The 15,780-nt window shown below is 54.5% G+C and carries 19 protein-coding genes; 6 read left to right on the forward strand and 13 right to left on the reverse strand.

What is annotated here, in order from left to right; genetic code table 11:
- Nucleotides 1-36: 36 nt before the first annotated feature.
- Nucleotides 37-1,971, reverse strand: coding sequence for an ATP-dependent zinc metalloprotease FtsH (gene ftsH, locus FY206_RS21760; protein ID WP_014833437.1), 1,935 nt, complete (start codon nucleotides 1,969-1,971; stop codon nucleotides 37-39).
- A gap of 102 nt (nucleotides 1,972-2,073) precedes the next feature.
- A complete protein-coding gene (gene rlmE, locus FY206_RS21765) occupies nucleotides 2,074-2,700 on the reverse strand; it encodes a 23S rRNA (uridine(2552)-2'-O)-methyltransferase RlmE (protein ID WP_077064347.1) in 627 nt (208 codons plus the stop codon).
- A gap of 127 nt (nucleotides 2,701-2,827) precedes the next feature.
- Here rlmE and yhbY point away from each other — a divergent pair, with 127 nt between their 5' ends.
- Complete coding sequence (gene yhbY, locus FY206_RS21770) at nucleotides 2,828-3,121, forward strand: ribosome assembly RNA-binding protein YhbY (protein ID WP_032642727.1); 294 nt, start codon at nucleotides 2,828-2,830, stop codon at nucleotides 3,119-3,121.
- 151 nt (nucleotides 3,122-3,272) lie between these two features.
- Here yhbY and greA read toward each other — a convergent pair whose 3' ends face one another.
- The gene (gene greA, locus FY206_RS21775) at nucleotides 3,273-3,749 is read right to left on the reverse strand and encodes a transcription elongation factor GreA (RefSeq protein WP_014171793.1); all 477 of its coding nucleotides are present in this window, start codon (nucleotides 3,747-3,749) and stop codon (nucleotides 3,273-3,275) included.
- Nucleotides 3,750-3,977: 228 nt separating this feature from the next.
- Here greA and dacB point away from each other — a divergent pair, with 228 nt between their 5' ends.
- From dacB to pmrB, 3 genes are read left to right on the forward strand one after another with little or no spacing between them, the layout of a single operon-like run.
- Nucleotides 3,978-5,411 (forward strand): serine-type D-Ala-D-Ala carboxypeptidase, encoded by a 1,434-nt coding sequence (gene dacB, locus FY206_RS21780; RefSeq protein ID WP_032642354.1) that lies wholly within the window; start codon nucleotides 3,978-3,980, stop codon nucleotides 5,409-5,411.
- 2 nt (nucleotides 5,412-5,413) lie between these two features.
- A complete protein-coding gene (gene pmrA / locus FY206_RS21785) occupies nucleotides 5,414-6,076 on the forward strand; it encodes a two-component system response regulator PmrA (protein WP_032642356.1) in 663 nt (220 codons plus the stop codon).
- Complete coding sequence (gene pmrB / locus FY206_RS21790; protein ID WP_032642358.1) at nucleotides 6,073-7,116, forward strand: two-component system sensor histidine kinase PmrB; 1,044 nt, start codon at nucleotides 6,073-6,075, stop codon at nucleotides 7,114-7,116. The genes pmrA and pmrB overlap by 4 nt, the downstream gene beginning before the upstream one ends.
- Nucleotides 7,117-7,149: 33 nt before the next feature.
- Here the strand turns inward: pmrB and cgtA are convergent, their stop codons facing one another.
- The 4 genes from cgtA to rplU all read right to left on the reverse strand — a co-directional run bounded on the left by cgtA (nucleotide 7,150) and on the right by rplU (nucleotide 9,991).
- Nucleotides 7,150-8,325, reverse strand: a complete 1,176-nt coding sequence (gene cgtA / locus FY206_RS21795) for an Obg family GTPase CgtA (RefSeq protein WP_032642360.1) — start codon at nucleotides 8,323-8,325, stop codon at nucleotides 7,150-7,152.
- A 15-nt stretch (nucleotides 8,326-8,340) separates the two neighbouring features.
- A complete protein-coding gene (locus FY206_RS21800) occupies nucleotides 8,341-9,306 on the reverse strand; it encodes a DMT family transporter (protein WP_014833443.1) in 966 nt (321 codons plus the stop codon).
- Nucleotides 9,307-9,402: 96 nt separating this feature from the next.
- On the reverse strand, nucleotides 9,403-9,660 hold the full coding sequence (gene rpmA / locus FY206_RS21805; protein ID WP_004385076.1) for a 50S ribosomal protein L27: 258 nt from the start codon (nucleotides 9,658-9,660) through the stop codon (nucleotides 9,403-9,405).
- 19 nt (nucleotides 9,661-9,679) lie between these two features.
- Nucleotides 9,680-9,991: a 50S ribosomal protein L21 gene (gene rplU, locus FY206_RS21810; protein ID WP_003025032.1), complete on the reverse strand. Its 312-nt coding sequence runs from the start codon at nucleotides 9,989-9,991 to the stop codon at nucleotides 9,680-9,682.
- 257 nt (nucleotides 9,992-10,248) lie between these two features.
- On the opposite strand from rplU, the gene ispB reads away from it, so the two are divergent.
- On the forward strand, nucleotides 10,249-11,220 hold the full coding sequence (ispB, locus tag FY206_RS21815; protein WP_032642362.1) for an octaprenyl diphosphate synthase: 972 nt from the start codon (nucleotides 10,249-10,251) through the stop codon (nucleotides 11,218-11,220).
- 232 nt (nucleotides 11,221-11,452) lie between these two features.
- On the forward strand, nucleotides 11,453-11,740 hold the full coding sequence (sfsB, locus tag FY206_RS21820) for a DNA-binding transcriptional regulator SfsB (RefSeq protein WP_077064348.1): 288 nt from the start codon (nucleotides 11,453-11,455) through the stop codon (nucleotides 11,738-11,740).
- A 62-nt stretch (nucleotides 11,741-11,802) separates the two neighbouring features.
- Here the strand turns inward: sfsB and murA are convergent, their stop codons facing one another.
- The 6 genes from murA to mlaE all read right to left on the reverse strand — a co-directional run bounded on the left by murA (nucleotide 11,803) and on the right by mlaE (nucleotide 15,776).
- A complete protein-coding gene (murA, locus tag FY206_RS21825) occupies nucleotides 11,803-13,062 on the reverse strand; it encodes a UDP-N-acetylglucosamine 1-carboxyvinyltransferase (protein ID WP_023309349.1) in 1,260 nt (419 codons plus the stop codon).
- A 50-nt stretch (nucleotides 13,063-13,112) separates the two neighbouring features.
- Complete coding sequence (ibaG, locus tag FY206_RS21830; protein WP_008501458.1) at nucleotides 13,113-13,367, reverse strand: BolA family iron metabolism protein IbaG; 255 nt, start codon at nucleotides 13,365-13,367, stop codon at nucleotides 13,113-13,115.
- A gap of 126 nt (nucleotides 13,368-13,493) precedes the next feature.
- Entirely contained in the window at nucleotides 13,494-13,787 is a 294-nt protein-coding gene (gene mlaB / locus FY206_RS21835) for a lipid asymmetry maintenance protein MlaB (RefSeq protein WP_032642367.1), read from the reverse strand.
- The gene (mlaC, locus tag FY206_RS21840) at nucleotides 13,787-14,422 is read right to left on the reverse strand and encodes a phospholipid-binding protein MlaC (RefSeq protein WP_032642369.1); all 636 of its coding nucleotides are present in this window, start codon (nucleotides 14,420-14,422) and stop codon (nucleotides 13,787-13,789) included. Before mlaC ends, mlaB begins: the two co-directional genes overlap by 1 nt.
- A gap of 18 nt (nucleotides 14,423-14,440) precedes the next feature.
- Nucleotides 14,441-14,989 (reverse strand): outer membrane lipid asymmetry maintenance protein MlaD, encoded by a 549-nt coding sequence (gene mlaD, locus FY206_RS21845; RefSeq protein WP_032642372.1) that lies wholly within the window; start codon nucleotides 14,987-14,989, stop codon nucleotides 14,441-14,443.
- A 4-nt stretch (nucleotides 14,990-14,993) separates the two neighbouring features.
- Nucleotides 14,994-15,776 (reverse strand): lipid asymmetry maintenance ABC transporter permease subunit MlaE, encoded by a 783-nt coding sequence (gene mlaE / locus FY206_RS21850; protein WP_008501454.1) that lies wholly within the window; start codon nucleotides 15,774-15,776, stop codon nucleotides 14,994-14,996.
- Nucleotides 15,777-15,780: the final 4 nt, after the last annotated feature.

Genomic DNA, 15,780 nt, shown 5'->3' on the forward strand with positions numbered 1-15,780 from the left:
GTTTGAGGTACAGACGAACGCTTCAACAGCGGGGACTTACTTATCGCCCAACTGTTCTGACATGGTGTTGCCCGGGTTTGGCGTACGCGGTTCATCAACCGGACGCGGCGCACGCGGGGTGCCATTGTTGTCAGAATTATTGGAAGCGCCTGGGTCTTCCCAGCCCGCTGGCGGACGCACTTCGCGGCGAGCCATCAGGTCGTCAATCTGCGGTGCATCGATGGTCTCATATTTCATGAGCGCATCTTTCATCGAATGCAGGATATCCATATTGTCGTTCAGGATCTGACGCGCGCGACCGTAGTTACGTTCAATCAGCGCTTTCACTTCCTGGTCGATGATACGAGCCGTCTCATCGGACATATGTTTCGCTTTCGCCACGGAGCGACCCAGGAAGACTTCCCCCTCTTCCTCTGCATAAAGCAGCGGACCGAGTTTGTCGGAGAAGCCCCACTGCGTCACCATGTTACGCGCCAGGTTTGTCGCGACCTTAATGTCGTTAGACGCACCGGTCGAAACATGTTCCGCACCGTAGATAATCTCTTCTGCCAGACGACCGCCGTAGAGGGTAGAGATCTGACTTTCCAGCTTCTGACGACTGGCGCTAATCGCGTCGCCTTCAGGCAGGAAGAAGGTCACACCCAGCGCGCGACCGCGCGGAATAATCGTCACTTTATGCACCGGATCGTGTTCCGGCACCAGTCGACCAATAATCGCGTGACCGGCTTCGTGGTACGCCGTGGACTCTTTCTGCGCTTCCGTCATCACCATGGAGCGACGTTCCGCACCCATCATGATCTTGTCTTTCGCTTTCTCGAACTCCACCATCGATACGACGCGCTTGTTACCGCGAGCGGCAAACAGTGCAGCTTCGTTGACCAGGTTAGCGAGATCGGCACCGGAGAAGCCCGGGGTACCGCGCGCAATGATGGCCGCGTCAATATCTGGCGCCAGCGGTACGCGACGCATATGGACTTTCAGAATCTGTTCACGACCGCGAACATCCGGCAAACCGACAACAACCTGACGGTCGAAACGGCCTGGGCGCAGCAGCGCCGGGTCAAGTACGTCCGGACGGTTAGTCGCCGCGATAACGATGATACCTTCGTTACCTTCGAAGCCGTCCATCTCAACCAGCATCTGGTTCAGGGTCTGTTCACGTTCATCGTGACCACCGCCCAGGCCTGCGCCACGCTGGCGGCCCACGGCGTCGATTTCATCGATGAAGATAATGCACGGTGCTGCCTTCTTGGCCTGCTCGAACATGTCACGCACGCGAGATGCACCGACACCTACGAACATTTCAACGAAGTCAGAACCTGAAATAGTAAAGAACGGCACCTTCGCTTCACCCGCGATGGCTTTTGCCAGCAGGGTTTTACCGGTACCCGGAGGGCCAACCATCAGCACGCCTTTCGGGATCTTACCGCCCAGCTTCTGGAAACGGCTCGGTTCGCGCAGGTATTCAACCAGTTCCCCCACCTCTTCCTTCGCTTCGTCACAACCGGCGACGTCCGCGAACGTGGTCTTGATCTGGTCTTCCGTCAGCATACGCGCCTTGCTCTTACCGAACGACATGGCACCTTTGCCACCGCCGCCCTGCATCTGGCGCATAAAGAAGATCCAGACGCCGATAAGAAGCAGCATCGGGAACCAGGAGATGAAGATAGAAGCCAGCAGGCTTGGTTCTTCTGGCGGCTCACCGACCACCTTGACGTTTTTGGTCAGAAGGTTATCAAGCAGCTTAGGATCGTTCACCGGGATGTAAGTCGTGTAACGGTTACTATCTTTCTTGGTAACGTTGATCTCACGTCCGTTGATACGCGCTTCGCGAACCTGGTCCTGATTGACCTCCTGCAGGAAGGTAGAATAATCCACCTTGCGGCCATTCGACTCGCTGGGCCCAAAGCTCTGGAATACTGACATCAGCACAACGGCAATGACCAGCCAGAGTATTAGGTTTTTCGCCATGTCACTCAAGGGATTAACCTCATATTACAACTGTGTTAAAAACAGCGTCAGGATACTCTATATCCAGTTTCATTCAAACTTTCGTCTGAAATCTCCCGGTTATCATTTTCGCCCGGTCGCTACAATATACACTTCACGGGAACGGGCCCGGGAAGAGTCCGGCTTACGAACTTTAACCTTCGCAAACAGGGAGCGAATTTCCTTAAGATACTCCTCGAAACCTTCGCCCTGAAACACCTTCACAACAAAACTACCACCAGGCGCTAGTACATCACGACTCATTTCTAACGCTAGCTCCACCAGATACATGGCGCGGGGGATATCCACCGCCGGTGTTCCGCACATATTTGGTGCCATATCTGACATGACAACCTGGACCTTACTTTCACCTACACGATCAAGTAACGCTTTCAGCACTAATTCATCACGAAAGTCGCCCTGAAGGAAGTCGACACCGACGATGGGATCCATTGGTAAAAGATCGCACGCGATGATTCGGCCCGTTCCGCCGATCTGCGTTACCGCATACTGGGACCATCCGCCAGGTGCCGCACCGAGGTCAACAACCGTCATCCCCGGCTTAAAAAGTTTGTCACTTTGCTGTATTTCATCAAGTTTAAACCAGGCACGGGAACGTAACCCCTTTTTCTGTGCCTGTTGAACATATTTATCGCTAAAGTGTTCCTGAAGCCAGCGGCTGGAGCTGGCAGAACGCTTTTTACCTGTCATTTAACATTTCCGTCCTGGTTCATCGTTTCTTGCCTGTGACGTAAATTTCTACGCAGCTATTTGGCGATATAAGGGAGATGGCGGTAGAATGAACCGTTTTCAATCCCAACGTAAGCAAAAATATACGATGAATCTGAGTACTAAACAAAAACAGCACCTTAAAGGTCTGGCACATCCGCTCAAGCCTGTAGTGATGCTTGGCAACAATGGTTTGACCGAAGGGGTGCTTGCCGAGATTGAACAAGCGCTGGAACACCACGAGCTGATCAAGGTGAAAATCGCCTCTGAAGACAGAGACACTAAAAACCTGATCGTGGAAGCCATCGTGCGCGAAACCGGCGCCTGTAATGTACAGGTCATCGGTAAAACGCTGGTGCTCTACCGCCCATCTACAGAGCGTAAAATCTCGCTGCCACGCTAAGGATATCCTGAATCGAACACATTTTCTGTGTGAAACGAGGGATTTCTGTCAGCAGGCGAGCAAAATGCCATGCTCCTTGAGTTGATAAAAGGCCGCTATGCGGCCTTTTTCTTTTCTTTACAATGTATCAACATCTTAGTAGAGAAGCGAATTACAGGTATTCAACCTTAATAATTTCGTATTCCACTTCGCCGCCAGGGGTGCGGATGGTGACGACATCGTCCTGCTCTTTGCCAATCAGGCCACGAGCAATCGGCGAGTTCACTGAAATCAGGTTCTGTTTGAAGTCTGCTTCATCATCACCCACGATGCGATAGGTCTGCTCTTCGTCATTATCCAGGTTCAGCACGGTAACGGTAGAACCAAAGATCACACGCCCGTTGTTAGGCATTTTGGTGATATCGATAACCTGTGCATTGGAGAGTTTGGCTTCGATATCTTTAATACGCCCTTCACAAAAGCCCTGCTGTTCACGCGCAGCGTGATATTCAGCGTTCTCTTTCAGGTCGCCATGCTCGCGCGCATCCGCGATAGCGGCGATGATTTCAGGACGACGCACGGATTTCAGGAAATCCAGCTCTTCGCGCAGTTTTTCGGCACCACGTAAGGTCATCGGAATAGCTTGCATTTGTTATACCTCTTAAACATTCCTGTTGGGAGCAGTGTTCCCTGCTCCTGCCCCCCTAAGCGGGCAAGAAGCAAAAAGAAAACCGACCCGGGAGCAGCGCCCCAGGTCAGCAGCAATTTTTCAATTTGATATGCATTTTACCGCGAAGTTCACTATGGGTCATCGTTTACTTTGCAGTGCCATGCACCGTAGTATGACGGTTTGTTTTCGGGTTGTTAGCGCGAGATTATGCGATTTTCCAGATTTATCATCGGATTGACTACCAGTATAACGTTCACCGCCCAGGCCGCGAACGTTGATGAGTACATTAATCAGCTCCCCGCAGGCGCGAACCTCGCCCTGATGGTGCAGAAGGTTGGCGCACAGGCTCCGGAGATTGACTATCACAGTCAACAGATGGCGCTGCCTGCCAGTACCCAAAAGGTGATCACTGCCCTCGCCGCCCTGCTCCAGCTCGGGCCCGACTTCCGCTTTACGACCACACTCGAGACTAAAGGTAACGTCGAGGCTGGCGAACTAAAAGGCGATCTTATCGCCCGTTTTGGCGGCGATCCGACCTTTAAGCGCCAGGATATCCGCAATATGGTTGCGGTGCTGAAAAAATCTGGCGTGCAGAAAATCGATGGTAACGTGCTGATCGATACCTCCATTTTTGCCAGCCACGATAAAGCACCCGGCTGGCCGTGGAACGACATGACCCAGTGCTTTAGCGCTCCGCCCGCCGCCGCGATTGTTGACCGAAACTGCTTCTCGGTTTCGCTTTACAGCGCGCCAAAGCCTGATGATTTAGCGTTCATCCGCATCGCGTCCTACTATCCGGTCACGATGTTTAGCCAGGTCCGCACGCTGGCGAAAGGATCCCCGGATGCGCAGTACTGTGAGCTGGACGTCGTGCCCGGCGATCTTAACCGCTTCACGCTTACCGGCTGCCTGACGCAGCGCACCGATCCGCTGCCGTTGGCCTTTGCAATACAGGATGGCGCAAGCTATGCGGGCGCCATTCTGAAGGATGAACTGAAACAAGCGGGCATCACTTACACCGGCACGCTGCTTCGCCAGACGCAGGCCAACCAGCCCGGTACGGTCGTCGCCAGCAAACAGTCTGCGCCGCTGCACGATTTACTGCGAATCATGCTGAAAAAGTCGGACAACATGATTGCCGATACGGTGTTCCGCATGATTGGTCACGCCCGTTTCGGCGTGCCTGGAACCTGGCGCGCGGGCTCAGACGCGGTTCGTCAGATCCTGCGCCAGCAGGCCGGGATCGATCTGGGGAATACCATCGCCGTCGATGGCTCCGGCCTGTCGCGCCATAATTTGATCTCTCCGGCCACGATGATGCAGGTGCTTCAGTACATTGCACAGCATGACACTGAGCTAAACTTTATTTCAATGCTGCCGCTGGCCGGGCATGACGGTTCACTGCAGTATCGCGCGGGGCTTCACGCCGCCGGCGTGGACGGCAAAGTCTCCGCGAAAACAGGCTCGCTGCAGGGGGTTTACAACCTTGCAGGCTTCATCACTACCGCCAGCGGACAGCGCATGGCATTCGTGCAGTATCTTTCCGGCTATGCCGTCGAACCGACCGACCAGCGCAACCGCCGTATTCCGCTTGTTCGCTTCGAAAGCAGGCTTTATAAGGACATCTACCAGAATAACTAGCGATGAAACTACTTATAGTTGAAGACGATCTGTTATTGCAGGAAGGGCTGGCGCTAGGGCTGGCGAATGAAGGGTACGCCCTCGACTGTGCCGGCACCGCAGCAGAGGCGGATGCCCTGATCCAGAGCGGCGAATACAGTCTGGTGATCCTCGATTTGGGCTTGCCGGATAAAGACGGGGCCACGCTGCTCAGCCAGTGGCGACGCCGCGGTATCGCCAACCCGGTATTGATCCTGACGGCACGCGATGCCATTGAAGATCGTATCACCGGCCTCGACGCCGGCGCAGATGATTACCTGGTGAAGCCCTTTGCGCTCGCGGAGCTGCAGGCTCGGGTACGGGCGTTGATTCGCCGCTATCAGGGGCATAGTGACAACTTACTGACCGACGGCGATATTACGCTGAATTTGCAGACCCAGCAGGTATTGCGACAGAATCAGGCCGTAGAGGTGACGCCAAAAGAGTTCGCCTTGCTTACGCGTCTTATCATGCGCAGCGGGCAAACGGTGCACAGAGAGACGCTCCAGCAGGATATCTACTCCTGGCAGGACGATCCCGGATCAAATACCCTTGAGGTCCACATCCACAACCTGCGGCGTAAGCTCGGCAAGGACAGGATCAAAACCGTCCGCGGCGTCGGCTACCGTCTGGAGAGCCAGAAATGAACAGCATGCGTCGGCGTTTGATGGTGCTGCTGGCGGTGATCCTCCTGTTTTTCCAGCTGATAAGCGTCATCTGGCTGTGGCACGAAAGCCGTGAGCAGATTGGCTTTCTGGTGAATGAAACGCTGTCGGCGAAAGCGCGCAATAACCATGTCGAAAAAGAGATCCGCGAGGCGATTGCCTCGCTGCTGGTCCCTTCCCTGGTCATGGTCAGCTTCACCCTGCTCTTCTCTTTTTGGGCGGTCACCTGGATAACCCGGCCGCTGAATAAGCTCCGCGACAGCCTCGCTAACCGTTCGGCCGATAACTTAACCCCGCTACCTATGTATTCCGACATGGAAGAAATCGGCGCGGTGACGACCTCCCTGAACCAGCTACTCGCCCGGCTGGACAATACCATTCAACAGGAGCGTCTCTTCACCGCAGACGCCGCACACGAGCTCCGAACGCCTCTTGCCGGTATCCGGCTTCATCTGGAGCTGATGGCGCAGTCTGGCGCGCCACAGGCCGAAACGCTGATAAGTCGTATCGATCAGCTCATGCATACCGTTGAACAGCTGCTGATGCTGGCCCGTGCGGGGCAGGCAATGGCCAGCGGCCACTACGAAACCGTGAGCTGGACGGAAAATATCATTGAACCTCTCGGCCTGGGGCATGAAGCCAAAGAGCATACGGTGATTTGGCCCGCTAAAAGCGCGCTCACGGTTCAGGGAGACGCCGTGCTCCTGCGCCTGATGCTGCGCAACCTGCTGGAGAATGCCGGGCGCTACAGCCCGACAGGGACAACGATTACGGTGACATTAACCGAGGTCGACGGCGGGACGCAGATCGGCGTTATCGATCAGGGGCCGGGGATTGATGAAGCGCACCAGCAGTCGATTACCGAGCCGTTCCGCCGTCTTGATCAGCGCTACGGAGGCAGCGGTCTGGGCCTGAGCATCGTGCAGCGCATCGTGCAGCTTCACCACGGCAGGCTGAAGCTGGAGAATGGTGCTGAAGGCGGTTTAATCGCCAGCTGCTGGCTGCCCGCAACGCTGGAATAAAAAAGCCCCCATAATGGGGGCTCTGGACAGCGATTAGTGCTTGTAGATGAACTCGACGCCTTCTTCGTCGTCTTCATCCCAGTCATCGTCCCAGTCTTCATCATCCTCTTCCGCTTCAAGCTCTTCGAGCTGCTGGCGGTGGTAGTCATCCCACATGAATTCGACTTTTTCAGGCTGTTTAGCTTCTTCCGCCTGAACGATTGGGTTCTCGATGATGAAGGTCATCACATCCCAGCAGAGGTCTTTCACGCCAACCTGGCTTGCCGCAGAGATCAGGTAGTACTTATCTTCCCAACCCATTGCGTCAGCAATCGCTTTCGCTTTAGCTTCCGCTTCAGCTTTGTCCATCATGTCGATCTTGTTGAAGACCAGCCAGCGTGGTTTATTTGCCAGTTTCTCGCTGTATTTTTCCAGCTCACCGATGATGATGCGGGCGTTTTCAACCGGATCGGAACCGTCGATAGGATCGATATCGATAAGGTGCAGCAGCACGCGGCAACGCTCAAGGTGTTTCAGGAAGCGAATACCCAGACCCGCGCCTTCCGCAGCGCCTTCAATCAGGCCCGGAATATCCGCGACCACAAAGCTCTTCTCGTTATCCATACGGACAACGCCCAGGCTTGGTACCAGCGTGGTAAACGGATAGTCCGCCACTTTTGGTTTCGCCGCAGAAACGGCGCGAATGAACGTCGATTTACCGGCGTTTGGCATACCCAGCATGCCCACGTCAGCCAGAAGCATCAGCTCCAGCTGCAGGTCGCGCTTATCGCCCGGCGTACCCATCGTTTTCTGACGCGGGGTACGGTTAACGGAAGATTTGAAACGACTGTTACCCAGACCGTGCCAGCCGCCTTTAGCCACCATCAGGCGCTGACCGTGTTTGGTCATGTCACCCATGGTTTCACCGGTTCCCTGGTCAATCACGCGCGTACCGACCGGAACTTTAATGGTGACGTCTTTACCGCGTTTGCCGGTACAGTCACGGCTCTGGCCGTTCTGGCCACGTTCAGCGCGGAAAGATTTTTCGAAACGGTAGTCGATCAGCGTGTTGAGGTTCTCATCCGCCTCCAGCCACACGTCACCACCATCCCCGCCGTCGCCGCCGTCAGGGCCGCCACGAGGGATATACTTTTCACGGCGGAAGCTCACGCAACCATTGCCGCCATCACCAGCCACGACCAGGATCGTCGCTTCATCAACAAACTTCATTTTACTCTCCGTAACTCATTCGCCTGAGCGGGGGACTACTACAACCGCTTCATTTTTGCGCCAACGTCCCCAAAGACGATGACCAATGGCGGAATACATCGCGCCCGCAACCACGACAAACGCACCGAGATAACCCAACAGGTTGAGCATCGGTCTGACGAAGACATCGGGCCAGGCCATTGATAACAAATCTGAAAATAACAGCGTAAACAGCGGGGTGAGCGTGATTAACGCGCTCACCTGTGCTGCCTGCCAGCGCGCCATCGCTTCGGCCAGCGCGCCATAGCCAACCAGCGTGTTGAGACCACAAAAAATGAGGCACGCCAGTTGCCAGTCGCTAAGTTGGGTAATGACACCCGGCTTCGCTAACGGCAGCAATGCTATTGTACACAAAGTGTACAGCAAAAAGAGGATCTGCTGTGAGGCAAGTCGGCGCAATAACACCTTTTGTGCGACGCCATAGCTCACCCAGACCGTTGCTGCCCCCACACCAAAAATTACACCCCATGTGTAATCCGTCAGGCGGGTAAAAATCTCTATCAGACTGGTGTTGAAGAACATCACCAGACCGCACAACAGCATGCTCGCCCCGATAATCTGGGTACCGCGCATCTTCTCCTTGAGGATAAAGACGCTGGCAACCATCATCCCCACCGGTGAAAGCTGACCTATCACCTGCGACGCCGTGGGGCTGAGATACTGTAGGGAAGAGCTGAACAGGATGAAGTTACCGAACAGACCGCCCGTCGCAATAGCCAGCAACACCAGCCAGCGCGGTTTACGGAAGAGCCGCAGGGGAGGAAGCTTACCTTTGACGGCCAGAATGGCCCCGAGGCCGATGCTTGCCATCAGAAAGCGATAAAAGACCACCGTAGGCGGCTCCATCACTTCCAGTACCTGCTTCATTGCAATTGGCAGCGCACCCCAGCACATTGCGGTGGTGAGCGCCAAAAGAATTCCTATGCCGGCCTGCTGCTTCATGCCCGTTTTCCCTACAGAAAAAATTACCGGGTTTCCAATGTAAAAAGCCCCGCAACAGGTTGCGGGGCTTTAATCCGTTACCGGACCGAGAAAACCTTACTCAGCAACGATGCTGATGTATTTACGGTTGTTCGGGCCTTTAACTTCAAATTTCACTTTACCGTCTGCTTTAGCAAACAGAGTGTGGTCACGACCGCAACCTACGTTGTTGCCAGCGTGGAATTTGGTACCACGTTGACGAACGATGATGCTACCCGCCAGAACGGATTCGCCACCGAAACGCTTAACGCCCAGGCGTTTAGCTTCTGAATCGCGACCGTTACGTGTGGAGCCGCCAGCCTTTTTATGTGCCATTTAAATCTCTCCTCAGGTCTTAGGCGCTGATGCCAGTAATTTTCACATCAGTGAACCACTGACGGTGGCCCTGCTGCTTACGGTAGTGCTTACGACGACGAAACTTAACGATTTTAACTTTCTCGCCACGACCGTGTGCAACAACTTCAGCTTTGATAACGCCGCCATCAACGAAAGGAACGCCGATTTTGACTTCTTCACCGTTTGCGATCATCAGAACTTCTGCGAACTCAACAGATTCGCCAGTTGCGATGTCCAGCTTTTCCAGGCGAACGGTCTGACCTTCGCTTACTCGGTGTTGTTTACCACCACTTTGGAAAACCGCGTACATATAAACTCCGCTTCCGCGCACGTCCTCGTATGAATCAGAGTGCGCTATAAATATTCACAATAGGGCGCGAATATTACGCAAAACGCGAGCCTTTGACAAGTGCTACCGTCAATACATGAAGAAAAAAAACACAACACGTACGGTAACGTTTATCTGAGCCGTTTTTTCAGTACAATCAGCACTACTATTGATAAACCGAAACCCTTCGTTACCCCATTGAAGATGGGATCAACAGGATAAAAAGCCCGGCTTTTGCGATGAATTTAGAAAAAATCAACGAGTTAACCGCGCAAGATATGGCGGGTGTGAATGCAGCAATCCTGGAGCAACTCAACTCTGACGTTCAACTGATCAATCAGTTGGGCTATTACATCGTCAGCGGCGGCGGTAAACGCATTCGTCCGATGATCGCTATTCTGGCTGCCAGAGCCGTTGGTTATCAGGGAAATGCCCACATCACTATCGCAGCGCTCATCGAATTTATTCACACGGCGACGCTTCTGCATGACGATGTGGTGGATGAATCGGATATGCGTCGTGGTAAAGCCACGGCAAACGCCGCCTTCGGTAACGCTGCCAGCGTCCTGGTGGGGGATTTTATCTATACCCGCGCCTTCCAGATGATGACCAGCCTGGGTTCCCTGAAAGTGCTGGAAGTGATGTCTGAAGCCGTAAACGTGATTGCTGAAGGCGAAGTGCTGCAGCTGATGAACGTCAACGATCCGGACATTACCGAAGAAAACTACATGCGCGTCATCTACAGCAAAACCGCGCGCCTGTTTGAAGCGGCTGCCCAGTGTTCCGGCATTCTGGCTGACTGTACCGAAGCCCAGGAAAAAGGCCTGCAGGACTATGGCCGCTATCTGGGTACGGCCTTCCAGCTGATTGATGATCTGCTGGACTACAGTGCGGACGGCGAGACGCTCGGCAAAAACGTGGGTGACGACCTGAACGAAGGCAAACCGACCCTACCGCTGCTCCATGCTATGCACAACGGTACGGCCGACCAGGCGAAAATGATCCGTGAGGCGATCGAGCAGGGAAATGGCCGCCATCTTCTGGAACCCGTGCTGGAAGCCATGGCTATCTGCGGATCGCTGGAATGGACGCGCCAGCGTGCGGAAGAAGAAGCCGATAAAGCCATCGAAGCTCTCCAGGTTATTCCCGACAGCCCGTGGCGCGATGCACTGATTGGCCTTGCCCACATCGCTGTTCAGCGCGACCGTTAATCCCCTCTTGTCTCTCCCCGCGACCATGACGGGGAGAGGCGAGTATACTCCTGTAAATTCCGCATTCCTGTAAATTCATCGGTTTAGAGACCGCATGAATAAAGCCGTGTCTTATTCTGAATATCCCATCAAGTAACGCGAACTTTTTAGAACAAAAGTTTGAAATGGGTATAGTAAACCCCGTCGTTTCAGAAGAAACGGCGTAGTTGAATCCGAACTTAAGGACAGCGTTATGGATACGAAATTTATCGACTGGCACACGGCTGATATTATTGCCGCACTGCGCAAAAGAGGCACTTCACTGGCAGCAGAGTCCCGCCGCCATGGACTGAGTTCTTCAACTCTGGCAAACGCCCTCACCCGCCCCTGGCCCAAGGGAGAATTAATTATCGCAACGGCGCTGGAAACGCACCCGTGGGTGATTTGGCCTTCACGCTATCACGATCCCATTACCCATGAATTTATCGACAGATCGCGCATGATTCGCCAGAGAAAAGTGAAAAAAGAACCGCAGGAATAACGCGTTTTTTTGACAGGAACAGCAACCCCCCGGTCATGTCTGGCAGGGGGCTGCCGGAACGATTACTCGCCCTTCACACGCTCAATATTGGCACCCAGCGCGCGCAGTTTATCTTCGATACGCTCATAACCGCGATCGATGTGATAGATACGATCCACGATCGTTGTGCCTTCCGCGATACAACCCGCCAGCACCAGGCTTGCAGATGCACGCAGATCGGTTGCCATCACCTGAGCACCTGACAGTTTCTCAACGCCATGGCAAATCACGGTATTACTTTCGATCTCAGCATGAGCCCCCATACGGATCAGCTCCGGTACGTGCATAAAGCGGTTTTCGAAAATCGTTTCAGTGATGAAGCCCGTACCTTCGGCGACCAGGTTCAGCAAGGTGAACTGGGCCTGCATATCGGTCGGGAACGCAGGATGTGGCGCCGTACGCACATTGACCGCCTTTGGACGCTGGCCGTGCATATCAAGGCTGATCCAGTCTTCACCGATTTCGATATCCGCGCCCGCATCACGCAGCTTCGCCAGCACCGCATCCAGAGTATCTGGCTGCGCGTTGCGACAAACAATCTTGCCGCCCGAGATCGCCGCGGCGACCAGGAAGGTCCCGGTTTCGATACGGTCCGGCAGTACGCGGTATACGCCACCGCCCAGGCGCTCAACGCCTTCGATGGTGATACGGTCGGTGCCCTGACCTGAAATTTTCGCGCCCAGCGCCACGAGGAAGTTGGCGGTATCCACAATTTCCGGCTCGCGCGCGGCGTTTTCGATGATAGTGGTACCCTCTGCCAGCGTCGCCGCAGACATAATGGTGACCGTTGCGCCCACGCTCACTTTGTCCATGACGATGTGCGCGCCTTTCAGACGACCGTTCACGGATGCCTTAACGTAACCTTCTTCCAGCTTGATCTCTGCGCCCAGTTTCTCCAGACCAAAGATGTGCAGGTCAACCGGACGCGCACCGATGGCGCAGCCGCCCGGCAGAGAGACCTGACCCTGACCAAAACGCGCCACCAGCGGGCCAAGCGCCCAGATGGATGCACGCATGGTTTTCACCAGATCGTAAGGAGCAGAGAAGTTGTTCACCTTGCTGGCGTCGATCCAGACGGAACCGTTGCGCTCAACTTTCGTGCCCAGCTGGGTGAGCAGCTTCATGGTGGTGTCGATATCTTTCAGCTTCGGTACGTTCTGAATTTCTACCGGCTCTTCCGCGAGCAGCGCAGCAAAGAGGATTGGCAGCGCGGCGTTTTTCGCGCCAGAAATTGTGACTTCGCCCTGGAGACGCGTTGGCCCCTGTACACGAAATTTGTCCATTGTGTGCTCTCTTATAAATTCAACCGTGCTGCGGGCCTGTCGCCCTCAGCTCAAAAACCGTTTAGTTTGCGATCGCGTGCCCACTCTTGCGGGGTGAACGCTTTAATCGACAGGGCGTGGATGCGGTTATCCGCAATATATTCCATCAGCGGCGCGTACACAGCCTGCTGCTTCTTCACACGGCTCATACCGTCGAACATCTCACCCACAGCAATAACCTGGAAGTGACTGCCATCGCCAGTGACGTGGGCTTCCTGAAGGGAGAGTGCATTCATCAGCACTGTCTGGATTTCATGATTTTCCATGGGCTCTTAATCATCTGATAGAGAAAACAAGCCCAACATCTTAGAGCAAAGTGGCGTCGTCTTAAACAAGCAAAAAGCCCCGACGATGAAACTGTCAGGGCTTTCGGAAGTAACGCACTGAAAATATTAACGAGGCAGGACGTCCTGAGGCAGATTGTAGAGCTGTGCAAGGGTGACGACATTATCGCTCGCGCCGTGAAGCGTGACGCTTGCCCCTTGCTTTTTCCCTACCGCAACCAGATGGGCCAGCAGCGCCACACCCGCCGTATCCACCCGCGAGACGTCGGTTAAGTCAATAAGCGTCACGCCCTGCATCGCTTCATGGCGTTTGTCCCACAGTGGGTTCAGCAGATCCTGATCCAGTTCACCGGACAGCTTTAACGTCTCGCCTTCACGCGACCAGCTCAGTTGCTGTGACATTACTTCTTCTCGTCCAGACTAATTTTCTGACGAGCAATGGACTGCAGCTGCGCGGTCAGGCCATCGATGCCTTTGGTGCGCAGCAGGTCGCTCCATTCGTTCTGTTTGGTGGTGATCATGCTTACCCCTTCGGCAATCATGTCATACGCCTGCCAGTGACCGGTCTGGCTGTTTTTACGCCACTGGAAATCCAGACGCACCGGCGGACGACCATTTGGATCGTTGATCGTCACGCGGATAGGGATGATAGTCGCATCGCCCAGCGGCTGCTCAGGCGCAATCTGATAGGTCTGACCGTGGTACATCGCCAGCGCCTGACCATACGCCTGCTTCAGGTATTCACGAAACGCGGCAAAGTAGGCTTCGCGCTGCGCAGGGGTTGCGTCTTTGTAATAACGGCCCAGCACCAGCGCACCTGCGTATTTAATCTGCACATACGGCAGCAGCTCCTGGTCAACGATGTCACGCAGATAATCAGGATTAGCACGAATTTTAGGCTGTTCGTTTTTAAGACGGTCGAAAGTCTTTTTCGCCGCTTCGTCCATCAGTTTGTACGGGTTGCTCTGATCCGCAGCATGAGCCGCGGTAAGAGGAGCGATGACCAGCATGGCAACCATTAACAGTCGTTTAAACATGAATTACTTCTCCTGATATTAATTCGCCGCACCTGGGGTCGGTGCCGCATTGGTATGGTCTTCACTCTGCGCAGGGGCATTGTCAGACTTTTTATCATCCCCTTTACTGTTGTAAAGGAACTGACCAATCATATCTTCCAGCACCATGGCGGACTTGGTGTCCTGGATAACGCTACCGTCTTTAAGGATAGTCGTTCCCAGCTCGGGATCTTCAAAGCCGACGTTCAGGGCCAGATATTGTTCACCCAGCAGACCGGAAGTACGGATAGAAAGGGAACTGGTGTCCGGGATATGGTTGTAACGTTCTTCGATATCCATCGCGACGCGCGGCAGATAGGTTTTCTCGTCAAGCGTGATGTCAGCTACGCGTCCGATCACCACGCCGCCGATGCGGACCGGTGAACGCGCCTTCAGACCGCCGATGTTATCGAAGGTGGCATAGATGCGATACGTTGGTTCGGTGCGCACTGAGGTGATATCCGCCGCTCGCAGGCAGATAAACAGCGCGGCCAGCAGCGCCAGCAGCAGGAATACACCGACCCAAATTTCATTTTTTCTCGTTTGCATGAACTCAATTCCCAAACATCAGTGCGGTGAGCACAAAATCCAGACCCAGTACGGCCAGCGACGAATGTACGACTGTACGTGTAGTTGCGCGGCTAATGCCCGCCGACGTTGGGATTGCATCGTAACCGTTGAACAATGCAATCCAGGTGACCGTAATGGCAAACACAACGCTTTTAATCAGGCAGTTAATCAGATCCATTCGCAGGTCGATGGCGTCCTGCATCGCGGACCAGAAGAAACCGGCATCAATGCCTTTCCAGTGCACGCCAACCAGCGAACCGCCCCAGATACCCACGGCGACAAACAGAATAGTCAGTAACGGTAAAGAGATCACTCCCGCCCAGAAACGCGGCGAGATCACGCGACGCAGCGGATCGACCGCCATCATCTCCATGCTGGAGAGCTGCTCGGTCGCTCGCATCAGGCCAATTTCAGCCGTTAATGCCGACCCCGCGCGCCCGGCGAACAGCAGCGCCGCCACAACCGGGCCCAGTTCACGCAGCAGCGAGAGCGCCACCAGCATCCCGAGGCTGGTTTCAGCACTGTACGTTGTCAGAACAAGATAGCCCTGCAGCCCAAGCACCATGCCGATAAACAGACCGGAGACAATGATGATGAGCATCGACAGCACGCCGACATTATAAAGCTGCCGCACCAGCAGCGGCGCGTGCTTGCGGAATTCCGGCTTGCCGACCAGCGCGTTGAATAACATCAATCCGGCGCGCCCGAACGTCCTGATGGTTTTTATGCCACGGTGTCCGAGAGCGGCCAACGCATTTAGCAGCATGAGT

This window comes from Enterobacter chengduensis, assembly GCF_001984825.2.
In the GTDB taxonomy this organism is placed as follows: domain Bacteria; phylum Pseudomonadota; class Gammaproteobacteria; order Enterobacterales; family Enterobacteriaceae; genus Enterobacter; species Enterobacter chengduensis.